This window comes from Pseudomonas sp. CNPSo 3701 (genome assembly GCF_028674975.1).
GTDB classification, from domain to species: Bacteria; Pseudomonadota; Gammaproteobacteria; order Pseudomonadales; family Pseudomonadaceae; genus Aquipseudomonas; species Aquipseudomonas straminea.
This window is the reverse complement of the sequence record NZ_JAQZSI010000001.1, coordinates 1,023,935-1,040,453: the sequence shown is the minus strand read 5'-3', so window position 1 is coordinate 1,040,453 and position 16,519 is coordinate 1,023,935. Positions and strand designations below refer to the sequence as shown.

Annotated in this window: 22 protein-coding genes and 1 pseudogene; 10 read left to right on the top strand and 13 right to left on the bottom strand. The window is 61.6% G+C overall.

Going from position 1 to position 16,519, the window contains the following annotated elements; all coding sequences use genetic code 11:
* Positions 1-20: 20 nt before the first annotated feature.
* The 10 genes from hisC to PVA39_RS04645 form a co-directional block, all read right to left on the bottom strand.
* On the bottom strand, positions 21-1,073 hold the full coding sequence (gene hisC / locus PVA39_RS04690; RefSeq protein WP_274123028.1) for a histidinol-phosphate transaminase: 1,053 nt from the start codon (positions 1,071-1,073) through the stop codon (positions 21-23).
* A 57-nt stretch (positions 1,074-1,130) separates the two neighbouring features.
* Positions 1,131-2,441 (bottom strand): histidinol dehydrogenase, encoded by a 1,311-nt coding sequence (gene hisD, locus PVA39_RS04685; protein ID WP_274123027.1) that lies wholly within the window; start codon positions 2,439-2,441, stop codon positions 1,131-1,133.
* A gap of 130 nt (positions 2,442-2,571) precedes the next feature.
* The gene (gene hisG / locus PVA39_RS04680; RefSeq protein ID WP_013792746.1) at positions 2,572-3,207 is read right to left on the bottom strand and encodes an ATP phosphoribosyltransferase; all 636 of its coding nucleotides are present in this window, start codon (positions 3,205-3,207) and stop codon (positions 2,572-2,574) included.
* 4 nt (positions 3,208-3,211) lie between these two features.
* Positions 3,212-4,477, bottom strand: a complete 1,266-nt coding sequence (gene murA / locus PVA39_RS04675) for a UDP-N-acetylglucosamine 1-carboxyvinyltransferase (protein ID WP_027903674.1) — start codon at positions 4,475-4,477, stop codon at positions 3,212-3,214.
* A gap of 15 nt (positions 4,478-4,492) precedes the next feature.
* Complete coding sequence (locus PVA39_RS04670; RefSeq protein ID WP_013792748.1) at positions 4,493-4,732, bottom strand: BolA family protein; 240 nt, start codon at positions 4,730-4,732, stop codon at positions 4,493-4,495.
* 194 nt (positions 4,733-4,926) lie between these two features.
* Positions 4,927-5,235 (bottom strand): STAS domain-containing protein, encoded by a 309-nt coding sequence (locus PVA39_RS04665; RefSeq protein ID WP_274123026.1) that lies wholly within the window; start codon positions 5,233-5,235, stop codon positions 4,927-4,929.
* Entirely contained in the window at positions 5,232-5,864 is a 633-nt protein-coding gene (locus PVA39_RS04660) for an MlaC/ttg2D family ABC transporter substrate-binding protein (RefSeq protein ID WP_274123419.1), read from the bottom strand. Before PVA39_RS04660 ends, PVA39_RS04665 begins: the two co-directional genes overlap by 4 nt.
* An 11-nt stretch (positions 5,865-5,875) precedes the next feature.
* Positions 5,876-6,349: an outer membrane lipid asymmetry maintenance protein MlaD gene (mlaD, locus tag PVA39_RS04655; protein WP_093504203.1), complete on the bottom strand. Its 474-nt coding sequence runs from the start codon at positions 6,347-6,349 to the stop codon at positions 5,876-5,878.
* Positions 6,349-7,146 (bottom strand): lipid asymmetry maintenance ABC transporter permease subunit MlaE, encoded by a 798-nt coding sequence (gene mlaE / locus PVA39_RS04650; RefSeq protein ID WP_013792752.1) that lies wholly within the window; start codon positions 7,144-7,146, stop codon positions 6,349-6,351. Before mlaE ends, mlaD begins: the two co-directional genes overlap by 1 nt.
* Positions 7,146-7,955 (bottom strand): ATP-binding cassette domain-containing protein, encoded by an 810-nt coding sequence (locus tag PVA39_RS04645; RefSeq protein ID WP_274123025.1) that lies wholly within the window; start codon positions 7,953-7,955, stop codon positions 7,146-7,148. The genes mlaE and PVA39_RS04645 overlap by 1 nt, the downstream gene beginning before the upstream one ends.
* Positions 7,956-8,195: 240 nt before the next feature.
* Between PVA39_RS04645 and PVA39_RS04640 the strand changes: the two genes are divergently transcribed.
* From PVA39_RS04640 to PVA39_RS04595, 10 genes are all read left to right on the top strand, one after another.
* Complete coding sequence (locus PVA39_RS04640) at positions 8,196-9,170, top strand: KpsF/GutQ family sugar-phosphate isomerase (protein WP_274123024.1); 975 nt, start codon at positions 8,196-8,198, stop codon at positions 9,168-9,170.
* The gene (locus tag PVA39_RS04635) at positions 9,170-9,691 is read left to right on the top strand and encodes a KdsC family phosphatase (protein ID WP_274123023.1); all 522 of its coding nucleotides are present in this window, start codon (positions 9,170-9,172) and stop codon (positions 9,689-9,691) included. Before PVA39_RS04640 ends, PVA39_RS04635 begins: the two co-directional genes overlap by 1 nt.
* 9 nt (positions 9,692-9,700) lie before the next feature.
* A complete protein-coding gene (gene lptC, locus PVA39_RS04630; RefSeq protein ID WP_274123022.1) occupies positions 9,701-10,270 on the top strand; it encodes an LPS export ABC transporter periplasmic protein LptC in 570 nt (189 codons plus the stop codon).
* Positions 10,257-10,805 (top strand): lipopolysaccharide transport periplasmic protein LptA, encoded by a 549-nt coding sequence (lptA, locus tag PVA39_RS04625; protein ID WP_274123021.1) that lies wholly within the window; start codon positions 10,257-10,259, stop codon positions 10,803-10,805. The genes lptC and lptA overlap by 14 nt, the downstream gene beginning before the upstream one ends.
* Positions 10,806-10,807: 2 nt before the next feature.
* Positions 10,808-11,533, top strand: a complete 726-nt coding sequence (gene lptB, locus PVA39_RS04620) for an LPS export ABC transporter ATP-binding protein (RefSeq protein WP_093504209.1) — start codon at positions 10,808-10,810, stop codon at positions 11,531-11,533.
* 163 nt (positions 11,534-11,696) lie between these two features.
* Complete coding sequence (locus PVA39_RS04615; protein ID WP_147174809.1) at positions 11,697-13,205, top strand: RNA polymerase factor sigma-54; 1,509 nt, start codon at positions 11,697-11,699, stop codon at positions 13,203-13,205.
* A gap of 88 nt (positions 13,206-13,293) precedes the next feature.
* Entirely contained in the window at positions 13,294-13,602 is a 309-nt protein-coding gene (hpf, locus tag PVA39_RS04610; protein WP_013792760.1) for a ribosome hibernation-promoting factor, HPF/YfiA family, read from the top strand.
* Between the two features lie 15 nt (positions 13,603-13,617).
* A complete protein-coding gene (gene ptsN, locus PVA39_RS04605) occupies positions 13,618-14,082 on the top strand; it encodes a PTS IIA-like nitrogen regulatory protein PtsN (protein ID WP_093504211.1) in 465 nt (154 codons plus the stop codon).
* A gap of 16 nt (positions 14,083-14,098) precedes the next feature.
* On the top strand, positions 14,099-14,956 hold the full coding sequence (gene rapZ, locus PVA39_RS04600) for an RNase adapter RapZ (RefSeq protein ID WP_274123020.1): 858 nt from the start codon (positions 14,099-14,101) through the stop codon (positions 14,954-14,956).
* 12 nt (positions 14,957-14,968) lie between these two features.
* On the top strand, positions 14,969-15,241 hold the full coding sequence (locus tag PVA39_RS04595; RefSeq protein WP_093504213.1) for an HPr family phosphocarrier protein: 273 nt from the start codon (positions 14,969-14,971) through the stop codon (positions 15,239-15,241).
* 25 nt (positions 15,242-15,266) lie between these two features.
* Here PVA39_RS04595 and PVA39_RS04590 read toward each other — a convergent pair whose 3' ends face one another.
* The 3 genes and pseudogenes from PVA39_RS04590 to PVA39_RS04580 form a co-directional block, all read right to left on the bottom strand.
* Positions 15,267-15,401 (bottom strand): hypothetical protein, encoded by a 135-nt coding sequence (locus PVA39_RS04590; RefSeq protein WP_274123019.1) that lies wholly within the window; start codon positions 15,399-15,401, stop codon positions 15,267-15,269.
* Positions 15,402-15,423: 22 nt separating this feature from the next.
* Positions 15,424-16,035 carry a superoxide dismutase gene (locus PVA39_RS04585; protein WP_274123018.1) on the bottom strand — a complete coding sequence of 204 codons (612 nt, stop codon included), beginning with the start codon at positions 16,033-16,035 and terminating at the stop codon, positions 15,424-15,426.
* Between the two features lie 12 nt (positions 16,036-16,047).
* Positions 16,048-16,497: pseudogene (locus PVA39_RS04580) on the bottom strand (hypothetical protein).
* Positions 16,498-16,519: the final 22 nt, after the last annotated feature.

The window sequence follows — 16,519 nt, the reverse complement described above, 5'->3', positions numbered from 1 at the left end:
TTTTTCTTTGAGGTTATCGATCAGAGCGCGGCGAGTGCATCGAGCAGCGCCTGGTTCTGCTCCGGCGAGCCGATGCTGATGCGCAGGAACTGGGCGATACGCTCCTGCTTGAAGTGGCGCACGATAACGCCCTGTTCACGCAGCGAGGCGGCGATACCGGCCGCGTCACGCTGTGGATGGCGGGCGAAGATGAAGTTGGCGGCCGAAGGCAGCACCTCGAAGCCCAGAGCCTGCAAACCGGCAACGACCTGCTCGCGACTTTCGATCACCGCAGCGCAGGTCTGCTCGAAATAGGCACGATCCTCGAACGCGGCCGCGGCGCCAGCGATGGCGATGCGATCCAGCGGGTAGGAGTTGAAGCTGTTCTTGATTCGCTCCAACGCCTCGATCAGATCCTCGTGCCCAACCGCCAAGCCGACGCGCAAACCGGCCAACGAGCGCGACTTGGACAACGTCTGGGTGACCAGCAGGTTGGGGTACTTGCTCACCAGGCTGATTGCCGACTCACCGCCGAAGTCGATATAGGCCTCGTCCACCAGCACCACGCTGTCAGGGTTGGCCTGCAGCAGACGCTCCACCGCCTCAAGCGCCAGCAGGCAGCCGGTCGGCGCATTGGGATTGGGGAAGATGATGCCGCCGTTGGGCCGCGCATAGTCCTCGACGCGAATCTGGAATTGCTCGTCCAGAGCGATCGGCTCGGCCTGGATGCCGTACAGCCCGCAGTAGACTGGATAAAAGCTGTAGCTGATATCCGGGAACAGCAGCGGCTTGCCGTGCTGGAACAGGCCGTGGAAGGCATGGGCCAGTACTTCGTCCGAGCCGTTACCGACGAATACCTGGCTGGTCGGCACACCGTAATAAGTAGCGACCGCCTGCTTGAGGCTATCGCCATTAGGGTCGGGATACAGGCGCAGGTCGTCGTTGAGCTCCGCCTGCATGGCGGCGATCGCCTTTGGCGACGGACCGTAAGGGTTCTCGTTGGTGTTGAGCTTGACCAGCTTGGTCAGCTTCGGCTGTTCACCTGGCACATAGGGCACCAGGCTCTTGACGAAGGGGCTCCAGAATTTGCTCATCTGCCCTTCTCTCCTCGAATTCGATGGTGATCGTGGCGCGGATACCCGCGCCGGCTGTCAATTCTTGATGCGATATTCGGCGCTGCGCGCGTGGGCGGTCAGCGACTCGCCGCGGGCCAGCACCGAGGCGACCTTGCCAAGCTCGGAGGCAGCGGCGGCCGAGCAATGAATGATCGACGAGCGCTTCTGGAAGTCGTATACGCCCAGTGGAGAGGAGAAGCGCGCGGTGCCCGAGGTCGGCAATACGTGGTTGGGGCCAGCGCAGTAATCGCCCAGCGCCTCGGCGGTGTAGCGGCCCATGAAGATCGCGCCAGCATGGCGAATCTGCGGCAGGTACTGCTCCGGGTTCTCCACCGACAGCTCCAGATGCTCGGGGGCGATGCGGTTGGCCACTTCGATGGCCTGGGCCATGTCTTCGACCAGAATCAGCGCGCCGCGGCCTTCGATGGAGGTGCGGGCAATGGTCTCGCGCTCCAGGCTCGGCAGCAGCTTGGCGATGCTTGCGGCGACCTTGTCGAGGAAGGCGGCGTCCGGGCTGACCAGAATCGCCTGCGCATCCTCGTCGTGCTCGGCCTGGGAAAACAGGTCCATGGCGATCCAGTCCGGGTCGGTCTGGCCGTCGCAGACCACGAGGATTTCCGACGGCCCGGCGATCATGTCGATGCCGACCTTGCCGAACACGTGACGCTTGGCGGTGGCCACATAGATGTTGCCCGGGCCGACGATCTTGTCCACCGGCGGCACGCTCTCGGTGCCGTAGGCCAGCGCGGCGACAGCCTGGGCACCACCGATGGTGAACACCCGGTCGACGCCGGCAATGGCGGCGGCGGCCAATACGATCTCGTTGATCTCACCACGCGGCGTCGGAACCACCATGACCACCTCAGGCACGCCGGCGACCTTGGCGGGAATGGCGTTCATCAATACCGAGGATGGGTACGAAGCCTTGCCGCCAGGCACGTACAGGCCGGCACGATCGAGCGGCGTGACCTTCTGCCCCAGCACCGTTCCGTCGGCCTCGGTGTAGGTCCAGGAATCCTGCTTCTGCTTTTCGTGGTAACTGCGCACCCGCGCGGCTGCAGTTTCCAGGGCCTGGCGCTGCTCGGCTGTGATGCGGGTGAGCGCCAGTTCCAGACGCTCGCGCGGCAGGATCAGGTCGGTCATCGAGGCCACGTCGAGCGCATCGAAACGCTGGGTGAACTCGACCACGGCGGCGTCACCGCGCTCGCGCACGGCCTTGATGATGTCCAGCACGCGCCCATTGACGCCGTCGTCGGAGACGCTTTCCCAGCTCAGCAGATGATCCAGATGCTGGGCGAAATCCGCGTCGGCAGCGTTGAGTCGGCGAATGGCAACTGGAGCGGTCATAGCTGAAGCCTCATCTGGATGGCGGTATTCTCAGGCGCCGCTAGAGTAGCAAGCCCACCGTGCGGGCACCTGAGAATTTGGCTATGACACGGATAGGCAGTGCGCGGCTGTTAGGCCACGCGAGAGAAGGTCAATGCGGATGATGGCTCTCGACCGCTTCACGCAGCGTGTCGATAAGGGCCTGCAGGCGGCCGTGCTGCATTTTCATGGAGGCCTTGTTGACGATCAGCCGCGAGCTGATGTGAGCGATCAGCTCCTGGGCTTCCAGGCCGTTGGCCTTGAGGGTGTTGCCGGTGTCGACCACGTCGATGATCTTGTCGGCCAGGCCTACCAGCGGCGCCAGCTCCATGGAGCCGTACAGCTTGATGATGTCGACCTGACGGCCCTGCTCGGCATAGTAGCGCTTGGCGACGTTGACGAACTTGGTGGCCACACGCAGGCGGCCCTTTGGCTCGGGCGCGCCTACGGCACCGGCGGTCATCAGCTTGCAGCGGGCGATACGCAGGTCCAGCGGCTCGTAGAGCCCCTGGCCGCCGTACTCGAGCAACACGTCCTTGCCGGCCACGCCGAGATCGGCGGCGCCGTGCTCGACGTAGGTCGGCACATCGGTGGCGCGCACGATCAGCAGGCGCACATCGTCTTGGGTAGTTGGGATGATCAGCTTGCGGCTCTTGTCCGGATTCTCGGTCGGCACGATGCCTGCCGCCGCGAGCAGCGGCAGGGTGTCATCGAGAATACGGCCTTTGGACAGGGCAATGGTCAGCATGTTGTCAGCCCGGCACGCGGCGAATCTTCGCCCCCAGCAATTGCAGTTTTTCCTCGATGCATTCGTAACCACGGTCGATGTGGTAGATGCGATCGATCACCGTATCGCCCTGGGCGACCAGCGCGGCGATGACCAGGCTCGCCGACGCGCGCAGGTCGGTGGCCATTACCGGAGCGCCCTTGAGCTGCGGCGCGCCGGTGACGATGGCCGTGTTGCCCTCGACCTGGATATGCGCGCCCATGCGGCTCATTTCGTATACATGCATGAAGCGGTTTTCGAAGATGGTTTCGATGACCGTGCCAGTGCCTTCGGCAATGGCGTTGAGGGCGATGAACTGCGCCTGCATGTCGGTCGGGAAAGCCGGGTACGGTGCGGTACGCAGGCTCACGGCCTTAGGACGCTTGCCCTTCATGTCCAGCTCGATCCAGTCGGCGCCGGTAGTGATCTCGGCACCTGCTTCCTGCAGCTTCGCCAGCACCGCTTCCAGCGTGCTCGGATCGGCGTCCTTGACCTTGACACGACCACCGGTGGCGGCAGCGGCAACCAGGTAGGTGCCGGTTTCGATACGGTCGGGCATCACGTTGAAACGTGCGCCATGCAGCCGCTCGACGCCATCGATGGTAATGGTATCGGTGCCAGCGCCCTGAATCTTCGCGCCCATGGCGATCAGGCAGTTGGCCAGATCCACCACTTCCGGTTCGCGCGCGGCGTTTTCCAGAACGGTGCGGCCCTTGGCCAGAGTAGCGGCCATCAGGATGTTCTCGGTGCCGGTCACGCTGACCATGTCGAAGAAGAAGTGCGCACCGCGCAGGCCGCCTTCGGGCGCCTTGGCCTTGATATAGCCGCCTTCGACGTCGATGATCGCGCCCATGGCTTCGAGGCCACGGATGTGCAGGTCGACCGGACGCGAACCAATGGCGCAACCACCCGGCAGCGCCACCTCGGCCTCACCGAAACGCGCGACCATGGGGCCGAGCACCAGGATCGAGGCGCGCATGGTTTTCACCAGCTCGTAGGGCGCGACCAGCGTCTTCATGGTGCGCGCGTCGACTTCGACGCTGAGTTTCTCATCGATGATCGGCTCGATGCCCATGCGGCCGAACAGTTCGATCATCGTGGTGATGTCGTGCAGGTGCGGCAGGTTGCAGATGGTCACCGGCGCGTCACCCAGCAGGGTGGCGGCGAGGATCGGCAGTGCGGAGTTCTTCGCACCGGAAATGCGGATTTCGCCGTCAAGACGGACGCCGCCGGTAATGCTCAATTTATCCATAGCTAATTCGTCGTCTCAGGAGCGCGCGGCCCAGTCGGCACGGCTGAAGAATTTCATGCTCACGGCGTGGATGCTGCCATCGGCGATCCACGGGTTGAGGTGAGCGTAGATCTGTTGCTGACGCTTGACCGGGCTGAGGCCGGCCAACTCGTCGCTGATCAGGTTGAGCTGGAAATTGCAGCCTTCGCCCTCGACCTCTACCTGGACATCCGGCAGTTTGGTCTCCAAGAAACTTTTTACCTCAAGGGCCTGCATGCTCAACCTCGATCAACGTGTTCAATAGGCATGGAAGTCGCCAGGCGACATCTGTGTAAAGCGTGAGCCGGTACCCAGGCAGCCGGTGATCATTGGCCTGGAGGCATGGGGCCGGCATCATACCAAAAAATTGCCAGCGGCGATTTACCGCTGCAGTTCGACTTCACAGGCTAAGACAAGTGCCCGATTGCTGCTCAGGCGGGAATCGGCAATACGTGCTGCAACTCGCAGACCTTGGCGATGCCACTCATGTCATGAGGCAGCCCGCGTACGCTCAGCTGCTTGCCGGCTGCGCGCGCATCACGCATGTAGCAGAGCAGCAGTGAAAGGCCGACGCTACTGGATTTCTCCACCGCCGAGCAATCGATCACGCACTCGGGGCCCTGCAGGTTGCGAATCAGCCGCCCGCCCTGCTCGCGCAAGGCCGGGCCGCTCTGATAATCGAGTACGCCACTGAGGGCGAGCACGCCCGGCGCCTGCTCGATGATGGCTGCCGAACTCACTGCGTACCCCGGGCCTGGCGGGCCTTGGCAACGGTGTCGGCCCAGCTGTCGATGACCTTGTCGAGGTCATTGCGATTGTTCTGCATCGACTGGGCGAACTGGTCGCGGAACAGCTTGCCGACGTTGATGCCGTTGATCACCACATTACGCAGCTTCCAGGTGCCGTCCATCGCGACCATGGTGTACGACAGCGGGTATACGGTGCCCTTGCCGTCACGAATTTCCATGTTCACCGAGGTGCGTTGCGGGTCCTGCTTGCCGGAAGCGGGAATCACGCGAATATCTTGGTTGTTATACTCCAGCAGCGCGTTGCCATAGAACTGCATCAGGCTGCGCTTGAAGTTTTCCTGGAAGCGGGTCATCTGCTCGGGCGTGGCTTCACGGGAATAACGCACGGTCATCACACTGCGCGCAACGCCGTCGACATCCACCACAGGGCCGAGAATCTCGTTGAGCGACTTGTAGAAGGCGTCCGGGTTCTTGCGGTACTCATCCTTGTTGGCTTTCAGGTCAGCCAGCAGGGTGTCGGTGGTCTTCTGCACCACTTCATGGGCAGCAGGCGCGGCCACGGCCAGCAAAGGCAGAGCGGCCAGCAGAGCGACAAGGCTGTTGCGCAGGGTCTTGATCATCATCGGGTACCTCATTGGCTTTGCTGATCCTTGTTGACCGAATTGAGCAGGAACTTGCCAATCAGGTCTTCAAGCACCAGGGAAGACTGGGTGTCGTGGATGGTTCCTCCATCGGCCAGCAACTGTTCATCGCCACCGACGCTGATCCCCACATACTTCTCGCCAAGCAGACCAGCGGTCAGGATCGACGCGGTGGAGTCCACCGGAAGATTGTCGACAGCGTGGTCGAGTTCCATCGTTACGCGTCCGGTGTAGCTGTCGCGATCCAGATCGATGGCCGTGACGCGACCGATATTGACGCCCGCCATGGTCACCTTGGCGCGCACGGTCAAGCCAGCAATGTTGTCGAAATACGCGTACACCTTGTAGGTATCGACGCTGCTACCCGGCGCCAGACCACTGACGCGCAAAGCCAGCAGCAACAGGGCCAGCAAGCCGGCGAGCAGGAACATGCCGACACCGATTTCCATCGTGCGGTTTTGCATCAGAAATCTCCAAACATCAACGCGGTCAGAATGAAGTCCAGGCCCAGTACGGCCAGCGAGGCATACACCACGGTGCGAGTGGTCGCACGGCTGATGCCTTCGGAAGTAGCTTCACAGTCGTAACCCTGGAACACGGCGATCCAGGTCACCACAAAGGCGAATACGATGCTCTTGATCACACCGTTGAGCACGTCTTCGCGGAAAGAAACGCTGTTTTGCATGTTGGCCCAGAACGAGCCTTCGTAAACGCCCAGCCAGTCCACGGCGACCATCGCGCCGCCCCAGATGCCGACCACGCTGAAAATCATCGCAAGCAGCGGCATGGAAATGAAGCCGGCCCACAAGCGTGGCGCGACGATGTGCTTGAGCGGGTCGACACCGATCATCGCCAGGCTGGACAGCTGCTCGGTGGACTTCATGTTGCCGATCTCGGCAGTTAGCGCCGAACCGGCACGCCCGGCGAACAGCAGCGCGGTCACCACCGGCCCCAGCTCACGCAACAGAGTCAAGGCGACCATCTGTCCCACCGCCTGTTCGGAGCCGTACTTGGCCAAAATGCTGAAGCCCTGCAGCGACAGCACCATGCCGATGAACACACCCGAGACGATGATGATCGCCAGCGACAGCACGCCCACCGAATACAGCTGCTTGATCAACAGCTGCAGGCCATTACCCGAGGTGCCGCGGCCGAACAGCGCGCGCAGCAGAAAGATCGTCGAACGCCCCAGCGCGGCGACCACATCGATACCCGCCCGCCCGAACAGGCGCACGCGTTCGAGTGAAGATGTCCTGCGCATCAGCGCCCTCCCAGTAGATCGTCGTGGTAATTCGGCGCTTGGAAATGGAAGGGAACCGGGCCATCCGGCGTTCCCTGCATGAATTGACGCACTCGCGGATTATCCGAGTCACGCAGCTCAGCCGGCGTCCCCTGGCCCAGCACCTGGCTGTCACCTACCACGTAGATGTAGTCGGCGATGCTGGCCGTCTCGGCCAAGTCATGGGAAACCACGATGCTGGTGATGCCCAGCGCATCGTTGAGCAGGCGGATCAAGCGCACCAAAACGCCCATAGCGATCGGGTCCTGACCGACGAACGGCTCGTCATACATGAGAATCTGCGGATCCAGGGCGATTGCCCGCGCCAGCGCCACGCGACGCTTCATGCCACCGGAGAGTTCATCAGGCATCAGCTCGATGGCGCCACGCAAGCCAACGGCCTGCAGCTTCATCAGAACAATGTCACGAATCATTTCTTCAGGCAGCTGGGTGTGCACACGCAGCGGAAACGCCACGTTCTCGAATACGTCGAGGTCTGTGAACAGCGCGCCGCTCTGGAACAGCACGCCCATCTGCTTGCGCATGTCGAACAGCTCGCTGCGCGACAAGTCGGGCAGGTTCAAGCCATTGACCCGAATCTCGCCGGCGCTGAGACGAAGCTCGGCGGCGATGAGACGCAGCAGCGTGGTCTTGCCACAGCCGGACGGCCCCATGATCCCGGTGACCTTACCCCGCGGGATACAGATATCGACGTTCTTGAAGATGTGTCGCTCGCCGCGCTGAAAACTTACGTTCTTAAGCTCGACCGCGTACTGATTTTCCGCGCTCATCGGAACTCCATTGCGTACTGCCTTCCTAATCAGACGCCCGGGATCGGGACAAGGGCACTCCATGCGCCCCTCAAAACGGCTGGGGACTATAGCATTTGCATATTTGCCCGCCAAAGCTAGGCGGTATCCGTGTTCAGGGTTGTGACAGCATTGCCATTTAGGGACTGCGTATGAATGATGAGGCGCCAAGGCTTTCCCGCTATAATCCTTGTCTTTTTCTCAGAGCAGTCCAAGCCGAGCATGAACCAGACCCGCGACCTGATTGATTCCGCACAACGCACCATTCGCCTTGAAATCGAGGCGGTGCAAGAGCTGTTGCCTCGTATCGACGCCAATTTCGTCAAAGCCTGCGAGCTGATTCTGGCCAGCAAGGGCCGCGTGGTCGTGGTGGGTATGGGCAAGTCCGGACATATCGGCAACAAGATCGCCGCGACTCTGGCAAGCACCGGCACCACCGCGTTCTTCGTACACCCGGCCGAAGCCAGCCACGGCGACATGGGCATGATCACCCGTGATGACGTGGTGCTGGCGCTCTCCAATTCGGGTTCCACCGCGGAAATCGTCACTCTGCTCCCACTGATCAAGCGCCTGGGCATAACCCTGATCAGCATGACCGGCAACCCCGAGTCGCCGCTGTCCAAGGCCGCCGAAGTTAATCTGGATACCCGAGTAACCAAGGAAGCCTGCCCGCTTAACTTGGCACCGACCTCTTCCACGACTGCCTCACTGGTGCTTGGCGATGCCCTGGCCATCGCCCTGCTCGAAGCCCGTGGATTTACTGCCGAAGACTTCGCCTTCTCGCATCCTGGCGGAGCTCTGGGCCGCCGCCTGCTGCTCAAGGTCGAGAACATCATGCATGCCGGAGACAGCCTCCCGCAGGTCGAGCGCGGTACCAGCATGCGTGACGCCCTGCTGGAGATGACCCAAAAGGGCTTAGGCATGACCGCGGTGCTCGAGAACGATGGAAAGCTGGCAGGGATATTCACCGACGGCGACCTGCGCCGGGCGCTGGATAAGGGCATCGACGTGCGTGACGCGCGCATCGACGAGGTAATGACCCTCCACGGCAAGACCGCCCGGGCCGAGATGCTCGCCGCCGAGGCGCTGAAGATCATGGAGGATAACAAGATCAGCGCCCTCATCGTGGTCGACGGAGAAGACCGCCCGATCGGCGCCTTCAACCTCGGTGACCTGCTGCGCGCGGGGGTCATGTGATGAGCGACCTACTGAAACGTACCCAGGCGATCAAACTGGCGATCTTCGATGTCGATGGCGTGCTGACCGACGGCAGACTGTACTTCTTGGTCGACGGCAGCGAATTCAAGACCTTCAATACGCTCGATGGCCAGGGCATCAAGATGCTCATCAACTCCGGCGTGCGCACCGCGATCATCAGCGGCCGCAAGACCCCGGTGGTGGAGCGCCGCGCACAGAACCTCGGCATCCAGCACCTGTATCAGGGCCGCGAGGACAAGCTCGACGTACTCGACGAGCTGCTCGCCGAACTGGGCCTGAGCTACGAGCAGGTCGCCTACCTGGGCGATGATCTGCCGGACCTGCCAGTGATTCGCCGCGTCGGCCTGGGTATGGCTGTGGCCAACGCCAACGAATTCGTTCGCGAGCATGCCCACGGCGTGACAAGCGCACGAGGCGGCGAAGGCGCTGCCCGTGAATTCTGTGAACTGATCATGCGCGGACAGGGCACGCTCGATGCCGCCCAGTCTGCCTACCTCTAGGGCCTGCCGATGCTGCGCAAACTCCTCACTCCCGCTCTGCTGACCTTCGGCGCCCTGCTGGTGGTCGCGGCTGGCTACTGGAACATCAACCCGGACAGCTTTTCCGGCGCCCCGCAACACACGGGGCCGGAAAACCCGATCGATTTCTATGCGGTCAATGCGCGCAGCATTCAGTACCTGCCAGACGGCCGGGTACAGAACGACATGACCAGTGAAAAGCTCGAACACGTAAAGAGCACCGACACCACCCTGCTGACCGAACCGCGCATGAACCTGTTTCGCGGCACCGAGTTGCCGTGGAAGGTACGCAGCGCCCGTGGCGAAGTCGGCCCTGACGGCAACCAGGTCGAGCTGATCGATCAGGTACGCGTCGAGCGCACCGACGAAAAGGGCCGCCCCACTATACTCACCACCAGCCGCCTGACCGTATTCCCACAGAAGGAATATGCGCAGACCCAGCAAGCCGTTAGAATCGACGCGGCCAATGGGGTGACCACGGCACAAGGAATGAAAGCGTACTTGAATGACGGCAGGATGATCCTGCAGTCCAACGTAAGAGGCCAGCATGAGGTTCGTTAAAACCCTCCCCCTACTTCTCAGCCTCGGCGCCACGCTTGGAAGCGCATGCGCCTGGGCTCTGCCGAGTGACCGCGATCAGCCGATCCGCGTGCAGGCCGACAGCGCTGAACTGGACGATAAACAAGGCGTCGCGGTGTACCGCGGCGACGTGGTCATCACCCAGGGCACCATGAAGATCACCGGCGATACGGTGACCATCACCCAGAATGCCCAGGGCGATGTCAACGTGTTCACCTCGGTGGGCAAACCAGCCTATTACGAGCAGAAGCCGGCGGTCGACAAGCAGATCGTTAAGGCATACGGCCTGACCATCCAGTACTTCGCGGCCAATGAGCGCATCGTGCTGATCGACCAGGCCAAGGTCGTACAGGAAGGCAACACCTTTGAAGGCGAGAAGATCGTCTATGACACGCGCCGTCAGATCGTCAACGCTGGTCGCGCCACCGGCACCAACGTGTCGAGCCCGCGCCCACGCATCGACATGGTGATTCAGCCGCAGAAAAAGGCAGCCCCGGCTGCCGAGCAGGGCCAATAACCATGGCAACTTTGAAAGCCCAGCACCTGGCCAAGAGCTACAAGGGTCGCCAGGTTGTGCGCGACGTCAGTCTGAGCATCGACAGCGGCCAGATCGTCGGTCTGCTCGGTCCTAACGGCGCCGGCAAGACCACCTGCTTCTACATGATCGTCGGCCTGGTTCAGGCAGATCAGGGCCGCGTACTGATCGACGATCTGGACGTCAGCCATCAGCCGATGCACGGCCGCGCGCGCGCAGGGATCGGCTACCTGCCCCAGGAAGCCTCGATCTTTCGCAAACTCAGCGTCGCCGACAACATCATGGCGATCCTGGAAACCCGCAAGGACCTGAACCGCGAGCAACGGTTGCAGGAGCTCGAAGGCCTGCTGCAGGAATTCCACATCACCCACATTCGCGACAACCTGGGCATGAGCCTCTCCGGCGGTGAACGTCGCCGGGTGGAAATCGCTCGCGCCCTGGCCACCTCGCCAAAATTCATCCTGCTGGACGAACCCTTCGCTGGCGTGGATCCGATTTCCGTCGGTGATATCAAGCAGATCATTCACCACCTCAAGGCCAAAGGCATTGGCGTGCTGATCACCGATCACAACGTGCGCGAAACCCTGGACATTTGCGAAACCGCCTACATCGTCAATGATGGTCAACTAATCGCCGAAGGCGATTCAGAGGCGATTCTCGCCAACCAGGTGGTCAAGGAAGTCTATCTGGGCCACGAATTCCGCCTCTAGCGGACAGTTCCTCATGATCCTTTGCAAAGGCCCGTTACCAGCGCGGCAACGAAATGGTAACAGGGCCTAGGCAAAGCGCTCGGACTCAGGCATATAATTTGCTTCCTAGTGGCGCTTCGTCGCCCTGTCGTGGATTACGTACAGACGCCGGATAAGGTCTGCAATGAAACCATCGCTAGTCCTGAAAATGGGCCAGCAGCTGACGATGACACCGCAGCTGCAACAAGCCATTCGCCTGCTCCAACTGTCGACCCTGGACCTTCAACAGGAAATCCAGGAAGCGCTGGAATCCAACCCGATGCTGGAGCGTCAGGAAGAAGGCGAAGACTTCGACAATTCCGACCCGATGGCCGATGGCGCCGAAAGCGCCACCGCGACTGCTGCTCAGGAAGAAACCTTTCAGGAGCCGAGCTTCCAGGAAGCCCCACAAACCGTCGACAACCTGGAAGACGGCGAATGGGGCGAGCGCATTCCTAACGAGCTGCCGGTCGACACGGCGTGGGAAGACATCTATCAGACCAGCGCCAGCAGCCTGCCCAGCAACGACGATGACGAATGGGACTTCACTACCCGTACGTCCTCAGGTGAGAGCCTGCAGAGCCACATGCTCTGGCAACTCAACCTCGCGCCCATGTCCGACAAGGACCGCCTGATCGCCGTCACGATCATCGACTGCATCAACGACCAGGGCTACCTGGAAGAAACCCTCGAGGAAATCGTCGACTCCTTCGATCCGGAGCTGGACGTCGAGCTGGATGAAGTCGAAGCCGTGCTGCGCCGCATCCAGCAGTTTGAGCCCTCGGGAATCGGTGCGCGGGATCTGCGCGAATGCCTGCTCCTGCAACTGCGCCAGCTGCCTGCCTCCACCCCCTGGCTCAAGGAAGCACAGCGCCTGACCAGTGATTACCTGGATCTGCTCGGCAACCGTGACTACAGTCAGCTGATGCGCCGCATGAAGCTCAAGGAAGATGAGCTGCGCCCGGTCATTGAGCTGATCCAAAGCCTCAACCCCCGCCCAGGCTCGCAGATCGAATCAAGCGAGCCGGAATACGTGGTGCCGGACGTGATCGTGCGCAAGCACAACGACCGCTGGCTGGTCGAGCTCAATCAGGAAGCCATGCCACGCCTGCGCGTCAACGCCCAGTACGCCGGCTTCGTGAAGCGCGCCGACTCCAGTGCCGACAACACTTTCATGCGCAATCAGTTGCAGGAAGCACGCTGGTTCATCAAGAGCCTGCAGAGCCGCAACGAAACCCTGATGAAGGTTGCCACGCAGATCGTCGAACACCAGCGCGGTTTCCTCGACTACGGGGACGAAGCAATGAAGCCTCTCGTGCTGCACGACATCGCCGAGGCGGTGGGCATGCACGAGTCGACCATCTCCCGCGTCACCACCCAGAAATACATGCATACCCCGCGTGGCATTTACGAGCTGAAATACTTCTTCTCCAGCCACGTCAGCACCTCCGAAGGCGGCGAATGTTCGTCGACCGCGATCCGCGCGATCATCAAAAAACTGGTCGCAGCGGAAAATGCGAAAAAGCCATTGAGCGACAGCAAGATCGCTGGTTTACTGGAAGCACAGGGCATTCAAGTGGCGCGCCGCACAGTCGCCAAGTACCGTGAATCGCTCGGTATAGCGCCTTCGAGCGAACGCAAGCGACTGATGTAAGGGAGCCCTTGTAGCGAAAGCGACGCCCCAGTGTTCCTGCGGTGGGTTCGATACCCGCCACTCACACACGGCAACAAGGAGAAGCGGTATGCAAGTCAACATCAGTGGACACCAGCTGGATGTGACAGACGCACTACGCAGCTACATCGAAGAGAAGCTCGAGCGCCTCGAGCGGCACTTCGACAAGATCACCAATGTGCAGGTCATCCTGGAGGTCGAGAAACTCAAGCAGAAAGTCGAAGCCACCTTGCACATCGCAGGAGGCGAAGTGGTGGCCAATGCCGAGCACGACGACATGTACGCAGCCATCGATCTACTCACCGACAAACTCGATCGCCAACTTATCAAGCACAAGGAAAAACAGCTCGATCGCCAGCAGGGCGCAATGGCCCGCTGAGTTCGTCCTTCTCCTATGATCCGACTTGAAACCATCCTGACCCCCGGCCGTTCCCTGGTGAACGTGCCGGGCGGCAGCAAGAAGCGTGTCCTCGAACAGATAGCCAGCGTGATCGCGCGTGACCTGCCCGATCTCGACGGCCAGATCATTTATGAAAGCCTGATTGCCCGCGAGAAGCTTGGCTCCACCGGCTTCGGCAATGGCATCGCCATTCCCCACTGCCGCCTGCCCGGCTGCAGTACGCCGATCAGCGCGCTGCTCAAGCTGAGCACTGCCGTCGACTTCGATGCCATCGACGGCGCCCCTGTCGACCTGCTTTTCGTGCTGCTGGTACCCGAAGCGGCCACCGACGAGCACCTCGAGCTGCTGCGCCAGATCGCCAGCATGTTCGACCGCGAGGATGTCCGCGAACGGCTTCGCCAGGCTCAAGACAGCGAGTCCCTATACCAGACCGTCGTCGACGTCCAGAACGGCCAATAGCCTGCGAGGGTGAGCCATGCGCCTGATCATCGTCAGTGGTCGCTCCGGTTCGGGCAAGAGCACGGCGCTCGACGTGCTCGAAGACAACGGTTTCTATTGCATCGACAACCTGCCGGCCGGCCTGCTACCCGAGCTGGCAGAGCGCGCACTGCCCCATTCCGAACTTCTGCATCCGCAAGTGGCCGTGTCCATCGATGCGCGCAACCTGCCCAGCCAGCTCAGGCGCTTCTCCGAACTGCTCGACGAGGTCCGCTCGCGCAATATCCAGTGCGACGTGCTGTACCTCGACGCCAGCGAAGAAACCCTGCTCAAGCGTTTCTCAGAGACGCGTCGCCGGCACCCGCTGACCAATGACCAGCGCTCGCTGGCCGAGGCCATGGTGGCCGAGGTCAAGCTGCTCAGCCCGATCATCGACCGGGCCGACCTGAAGATCGACACCACGCACCTGAATCTCTACCAGCTCCGCGATACGCTCAAGCTGCGCCTGCTCAACCAGTCGGAGCCTGGCACCGCGTATCTGATCGAGTCGTTCGGCTTCAAACGCGGTATGCCGGTGGATGCCGATCTGGTGTTCGACGTGCGCTGCCTGCCAAACCCCTACTGGAAACCCGAGCTGCGTGACTTCACCGGCCTCGAACAGCCCGTGGAGGAATACCTGTCGGCCCAGGCGGACGTCGAGGAGATGTACCAGGACATCTACACCTACCTGCACAAATGGCTACCGCGTTTTGCCGCCAGCAATCGCTCCTACGTGACCGTGGGTATCGGCTGCACGGGTGGCCATCACCGCTCCGTCTATCTGACCAATCGCCTGGGCCAGGCCCTCAAGCCGCTGCTGAAGAACGTTCAGATTCGCCACCGCGACCTCAGTTAAGGAATTGCCGCGATGCCCGCCCGTGAAATCACCATCATCAACAAGCTCGGCCTGCACGCCCGGGCAGCTGCCAAGTTCGTCGGCGTCGCGGGGCGCTTTCCGTGCCAGATCAAGATTGGTCGTAGCGCCGAATCGATGGTCGACGGCAAGAGCATCATGGCGGTGATGATGCTGGCCGCTGGCAAGGGCACCAATGTGCACCTGCTGACCGACGGTGAACGGGAAGACGAAGCGATGCAGGCGCTGGTCGATCTGATCAACAATTACTTCGACGAAGGCGAGTAACCACCTCGCCCCTCGACGTGGGCGCTCAGAAGAACCAGGCCATGGCGCCGTCGAGGATCTTGACGGCGATGATCAGCCCGCCCGCAAACACCAGCATGAAGCCCAGCGCATAACGCAGCGAGCGGCGGTTGGCCACGATCAGCTCATGCAATGGGCTCATGGAATACTCTCCAAGCGCTGGATCAAGCCAGTGCGGCCTGGTAGCGACGGGCGACCTCCGCCCAGTTCACCACGTTATAGAACGCGCCGATGTATTCCGGGCGACGGTTCTGGTAACGCAAGTAATAGGCGTGCTCCCACACATCCAGACCGAGGATCGGCGTATTACCGTTCATCAGCGGACTGTCCTGGTTGCCGGTGCTCTCGACCACCAGCTTCTTCTCGGGCGTCACGCTGAGCCACGCCCAGCCACTGCCGAAGCGGGTCAGTGCCGCCTTGGTGAAGGCTTCCTTGAAGGCCTCGAATCCGCCCAACTGGCTGTCGATGGCCGCTTTCAGATCGCCCTGGGGCTCGCCGCCGCCGCTGGTGCTCATCACCGTCCAGAACAGCGAATGGTTGGCGTGCCCGCCACCGTTGTTGATCACGGCACCACGCTTGTCTTCCGGCACCTCCTTGAGGCGGGTCAGCAGCTCTTCGACAGGCATCTCGCCGAGCGGGTTGCCTTCCAGCGCGGCATTGAGGTTGTTGACGTAAGTCTGGTGGTGCTTGCTGTGGTGGATTTCCATGGTTTGCGCATCGATATGCGGCTCCAGGGCGTCGTAGGCATAGGGCAAAGCAGGCAGGCTGTACGGCATGATTTCACTCCTCTAATGGTACTGACGACTGGCAGGCGCGGAGCGCACTGCCATTGGCACATTGCCGGACGCCTGGGCACCCAGCAATCGCTCCGTACGGGGGTAGGCTCCGTGCTCGGCGACAAAGTTCAACACTCCCTAGTAGCTGCGCCGACTGTGATGCAGGGCCGCCTGACGCAGCGCAGGCGAAAGCTGTTCGCTCGCCATGCAGTGCAGTAGGTGCTCGTGGCAGGCACATAGATGCTCGGCCGCGCCCTCAGGATGGCCGATGGTCAATTGCAAGTCGGCCAGGTTGTGCTGCGAGACGAAGAACGCCGCCACCGCCGCATCGGCATCACGCCAGCGTTCGAACAGCACCTGAGCGAGGGCGAGCGCCTGCAGGTACTGCTCGCGCGCCTCGACCCAGGAGCCTTCGGCGAAGTAGCGGTTACCGGTCTCGATGAGTCGTTTCCACTGCTCCATGATCTGCTCTCCCCCGGCTGAC

What these genes read in the sequence shown, in the direction of transcription:
- hisC (WP_274123028.1), bottom strand. Translation starts at nt 1,073, where the DNA reads ATGAGCAAATTCTGGAGCCCCTTCGTCAAGAGCCTGGTGCCCTATGTG.
- hisD (WP_274123027.1), bottom strand. Translation starts at nt 2,441, where the DNA reads ATGACCGCTCCAGTTGCCATTCGCCGACTCAACGCTGCCGACGCGGAT.
- hisG (WP_013792746.1), bottom strand. Translation starts at nt 3,207, where the DNA reads ATGCTGACCATTGCCCTGTCCAAAGGCCGTATTCTCGATGACACCCTG.
- murA (WP_027903674.1), bottom strand. Translation starts at nt 4,477, where the DNA reads ATGGATAAATTGAGCATTACCGGCGGCGTCCGTCTTGACGGCGAAATC.
- PVA39_RS04670 (WP_013792748.1), bottom strand. Translation starts at nt 4,732, where the DNA reads ATGCAGGCCCTTGAGGTAAAAAGTTTCTTGGAGACCAAACTGCCGGAT.
- PVA39_RS04660 (WP_274123419.1), bottom strand. Translation starts at nt 5,864, where the DNA reads ATGATCAAGACCCTGCGCAACAGCCTTGTCGCTCTGCTGGCCGCTCTG.
- mlaD (WP_093504203.1), bottom strand. Translation starts at nt 6,349, where the DNA reads ATGCAAAACCGCACGATGGAAATCGGTGTCGGCATGTTCCTGCTCGCC.
- mlaE (WP_013792752.1), bottom strand. Translation starts at nt 7,146, where the DNA reads ATGCGCAGGACATCTTCACTCGAACGCGTGCGCCTGTTCGGGCGGGCG.
- PVA39_RS04645 (WP_274123025.1), bottom strand. Translation starts at nt 7,955, where the DNA reads ATGAGCGCGGAAAATCAGTACGCGGTCGAGCTTAAGAACGTAAGTTTT.
- PVA39_RS04640 (WP_274123024.1), top strand. Translation starts at nt 8,196, where the DNA reads ATGAACCAGACCCGCGACCTGATTGATTCCGCACAACGCACCATTCGC.
- PVA39_RS04635 (WP_274123023.1), top strand. Translation starts at nt 9,170, where the DNA reads ATGAGCGACCTACTGAAACGTACCCAGGCGATCAAACTGGCGATCTTC.
- lptC (WP_274123022.1), top strand. Translation starts at nt 9,701, where the DNA reads ATGCTGCGCAAACTCCTCACTCCCGCTCTGCTGACCTTCGGCGCCCTG.
- lptA (WP_274123021.1), top strand. Translation starts at nt 10,257, where the DNA reads ATGAGGTTCGTTAAAACCCTCCCCCTACTTCTCAGCCTCGGCGCCACG.
- lptB (WP_093504209.1), top strand. Translation starts at nt 10,808, where the DNA reads ATGGCAACTTTGAAAGCCCAGCACCTGGCCAAGAGCTACAAGGGTCGC.
- PVA39_RS04615 (WP_147174809.1), top strand. Translation starts at nt 11,697, where the DNA reads ATGAAACCATCGCTAGTCCTGAAAATGGGCCAGCAGCTGACGATGACA.
- hpf (WP_013792760.1), top strand. Translation starts at nt 13,294, where the DNA reads ATGCAAGTCAACATCAGTGGACACCAGCTGGATGTGACAGACGCACTA.
- ptsN (WP_093504211.1), top strand. Translation starts at nt 13,618, where the DNA reads ATGATCCGACTTGAAACCATCCTGACCCCCGGCCGTTCCCTGGTGAAC.
- rapZ (WP_274123020.1), top strand. Translation starts at nt 14,099, where the DNA reads ATGCGCCTGATCATCGTCAGTGGTCGCTCCGGTTCGGGCAAGAGCACG.
- PVA39_RS04595 (WP_093504213.1), top strand. Translation starts at nt 14,969, where the DNA reads ATGCCCGCCCGTGAAATCACCATCATCAACAAGCTCGGCCTGCACGCC.
- PVA39_RS04590 (WP_274123019.1), bottom strand. Translation starts at nt 15,401, where the DNA reads ATGAGCCCATTGCATGAGCTGATCGTGGCCAACCGCCGCTCGCTGCGT.
- PVA39_RS04585 (WP_274123018.1), bottom strand. Translation starts at nt 16,035, where the DNA reads ATGCCGTACAGCCTGCCTGCTTTGCCCTATGCCTACGACGCCCTGGAG.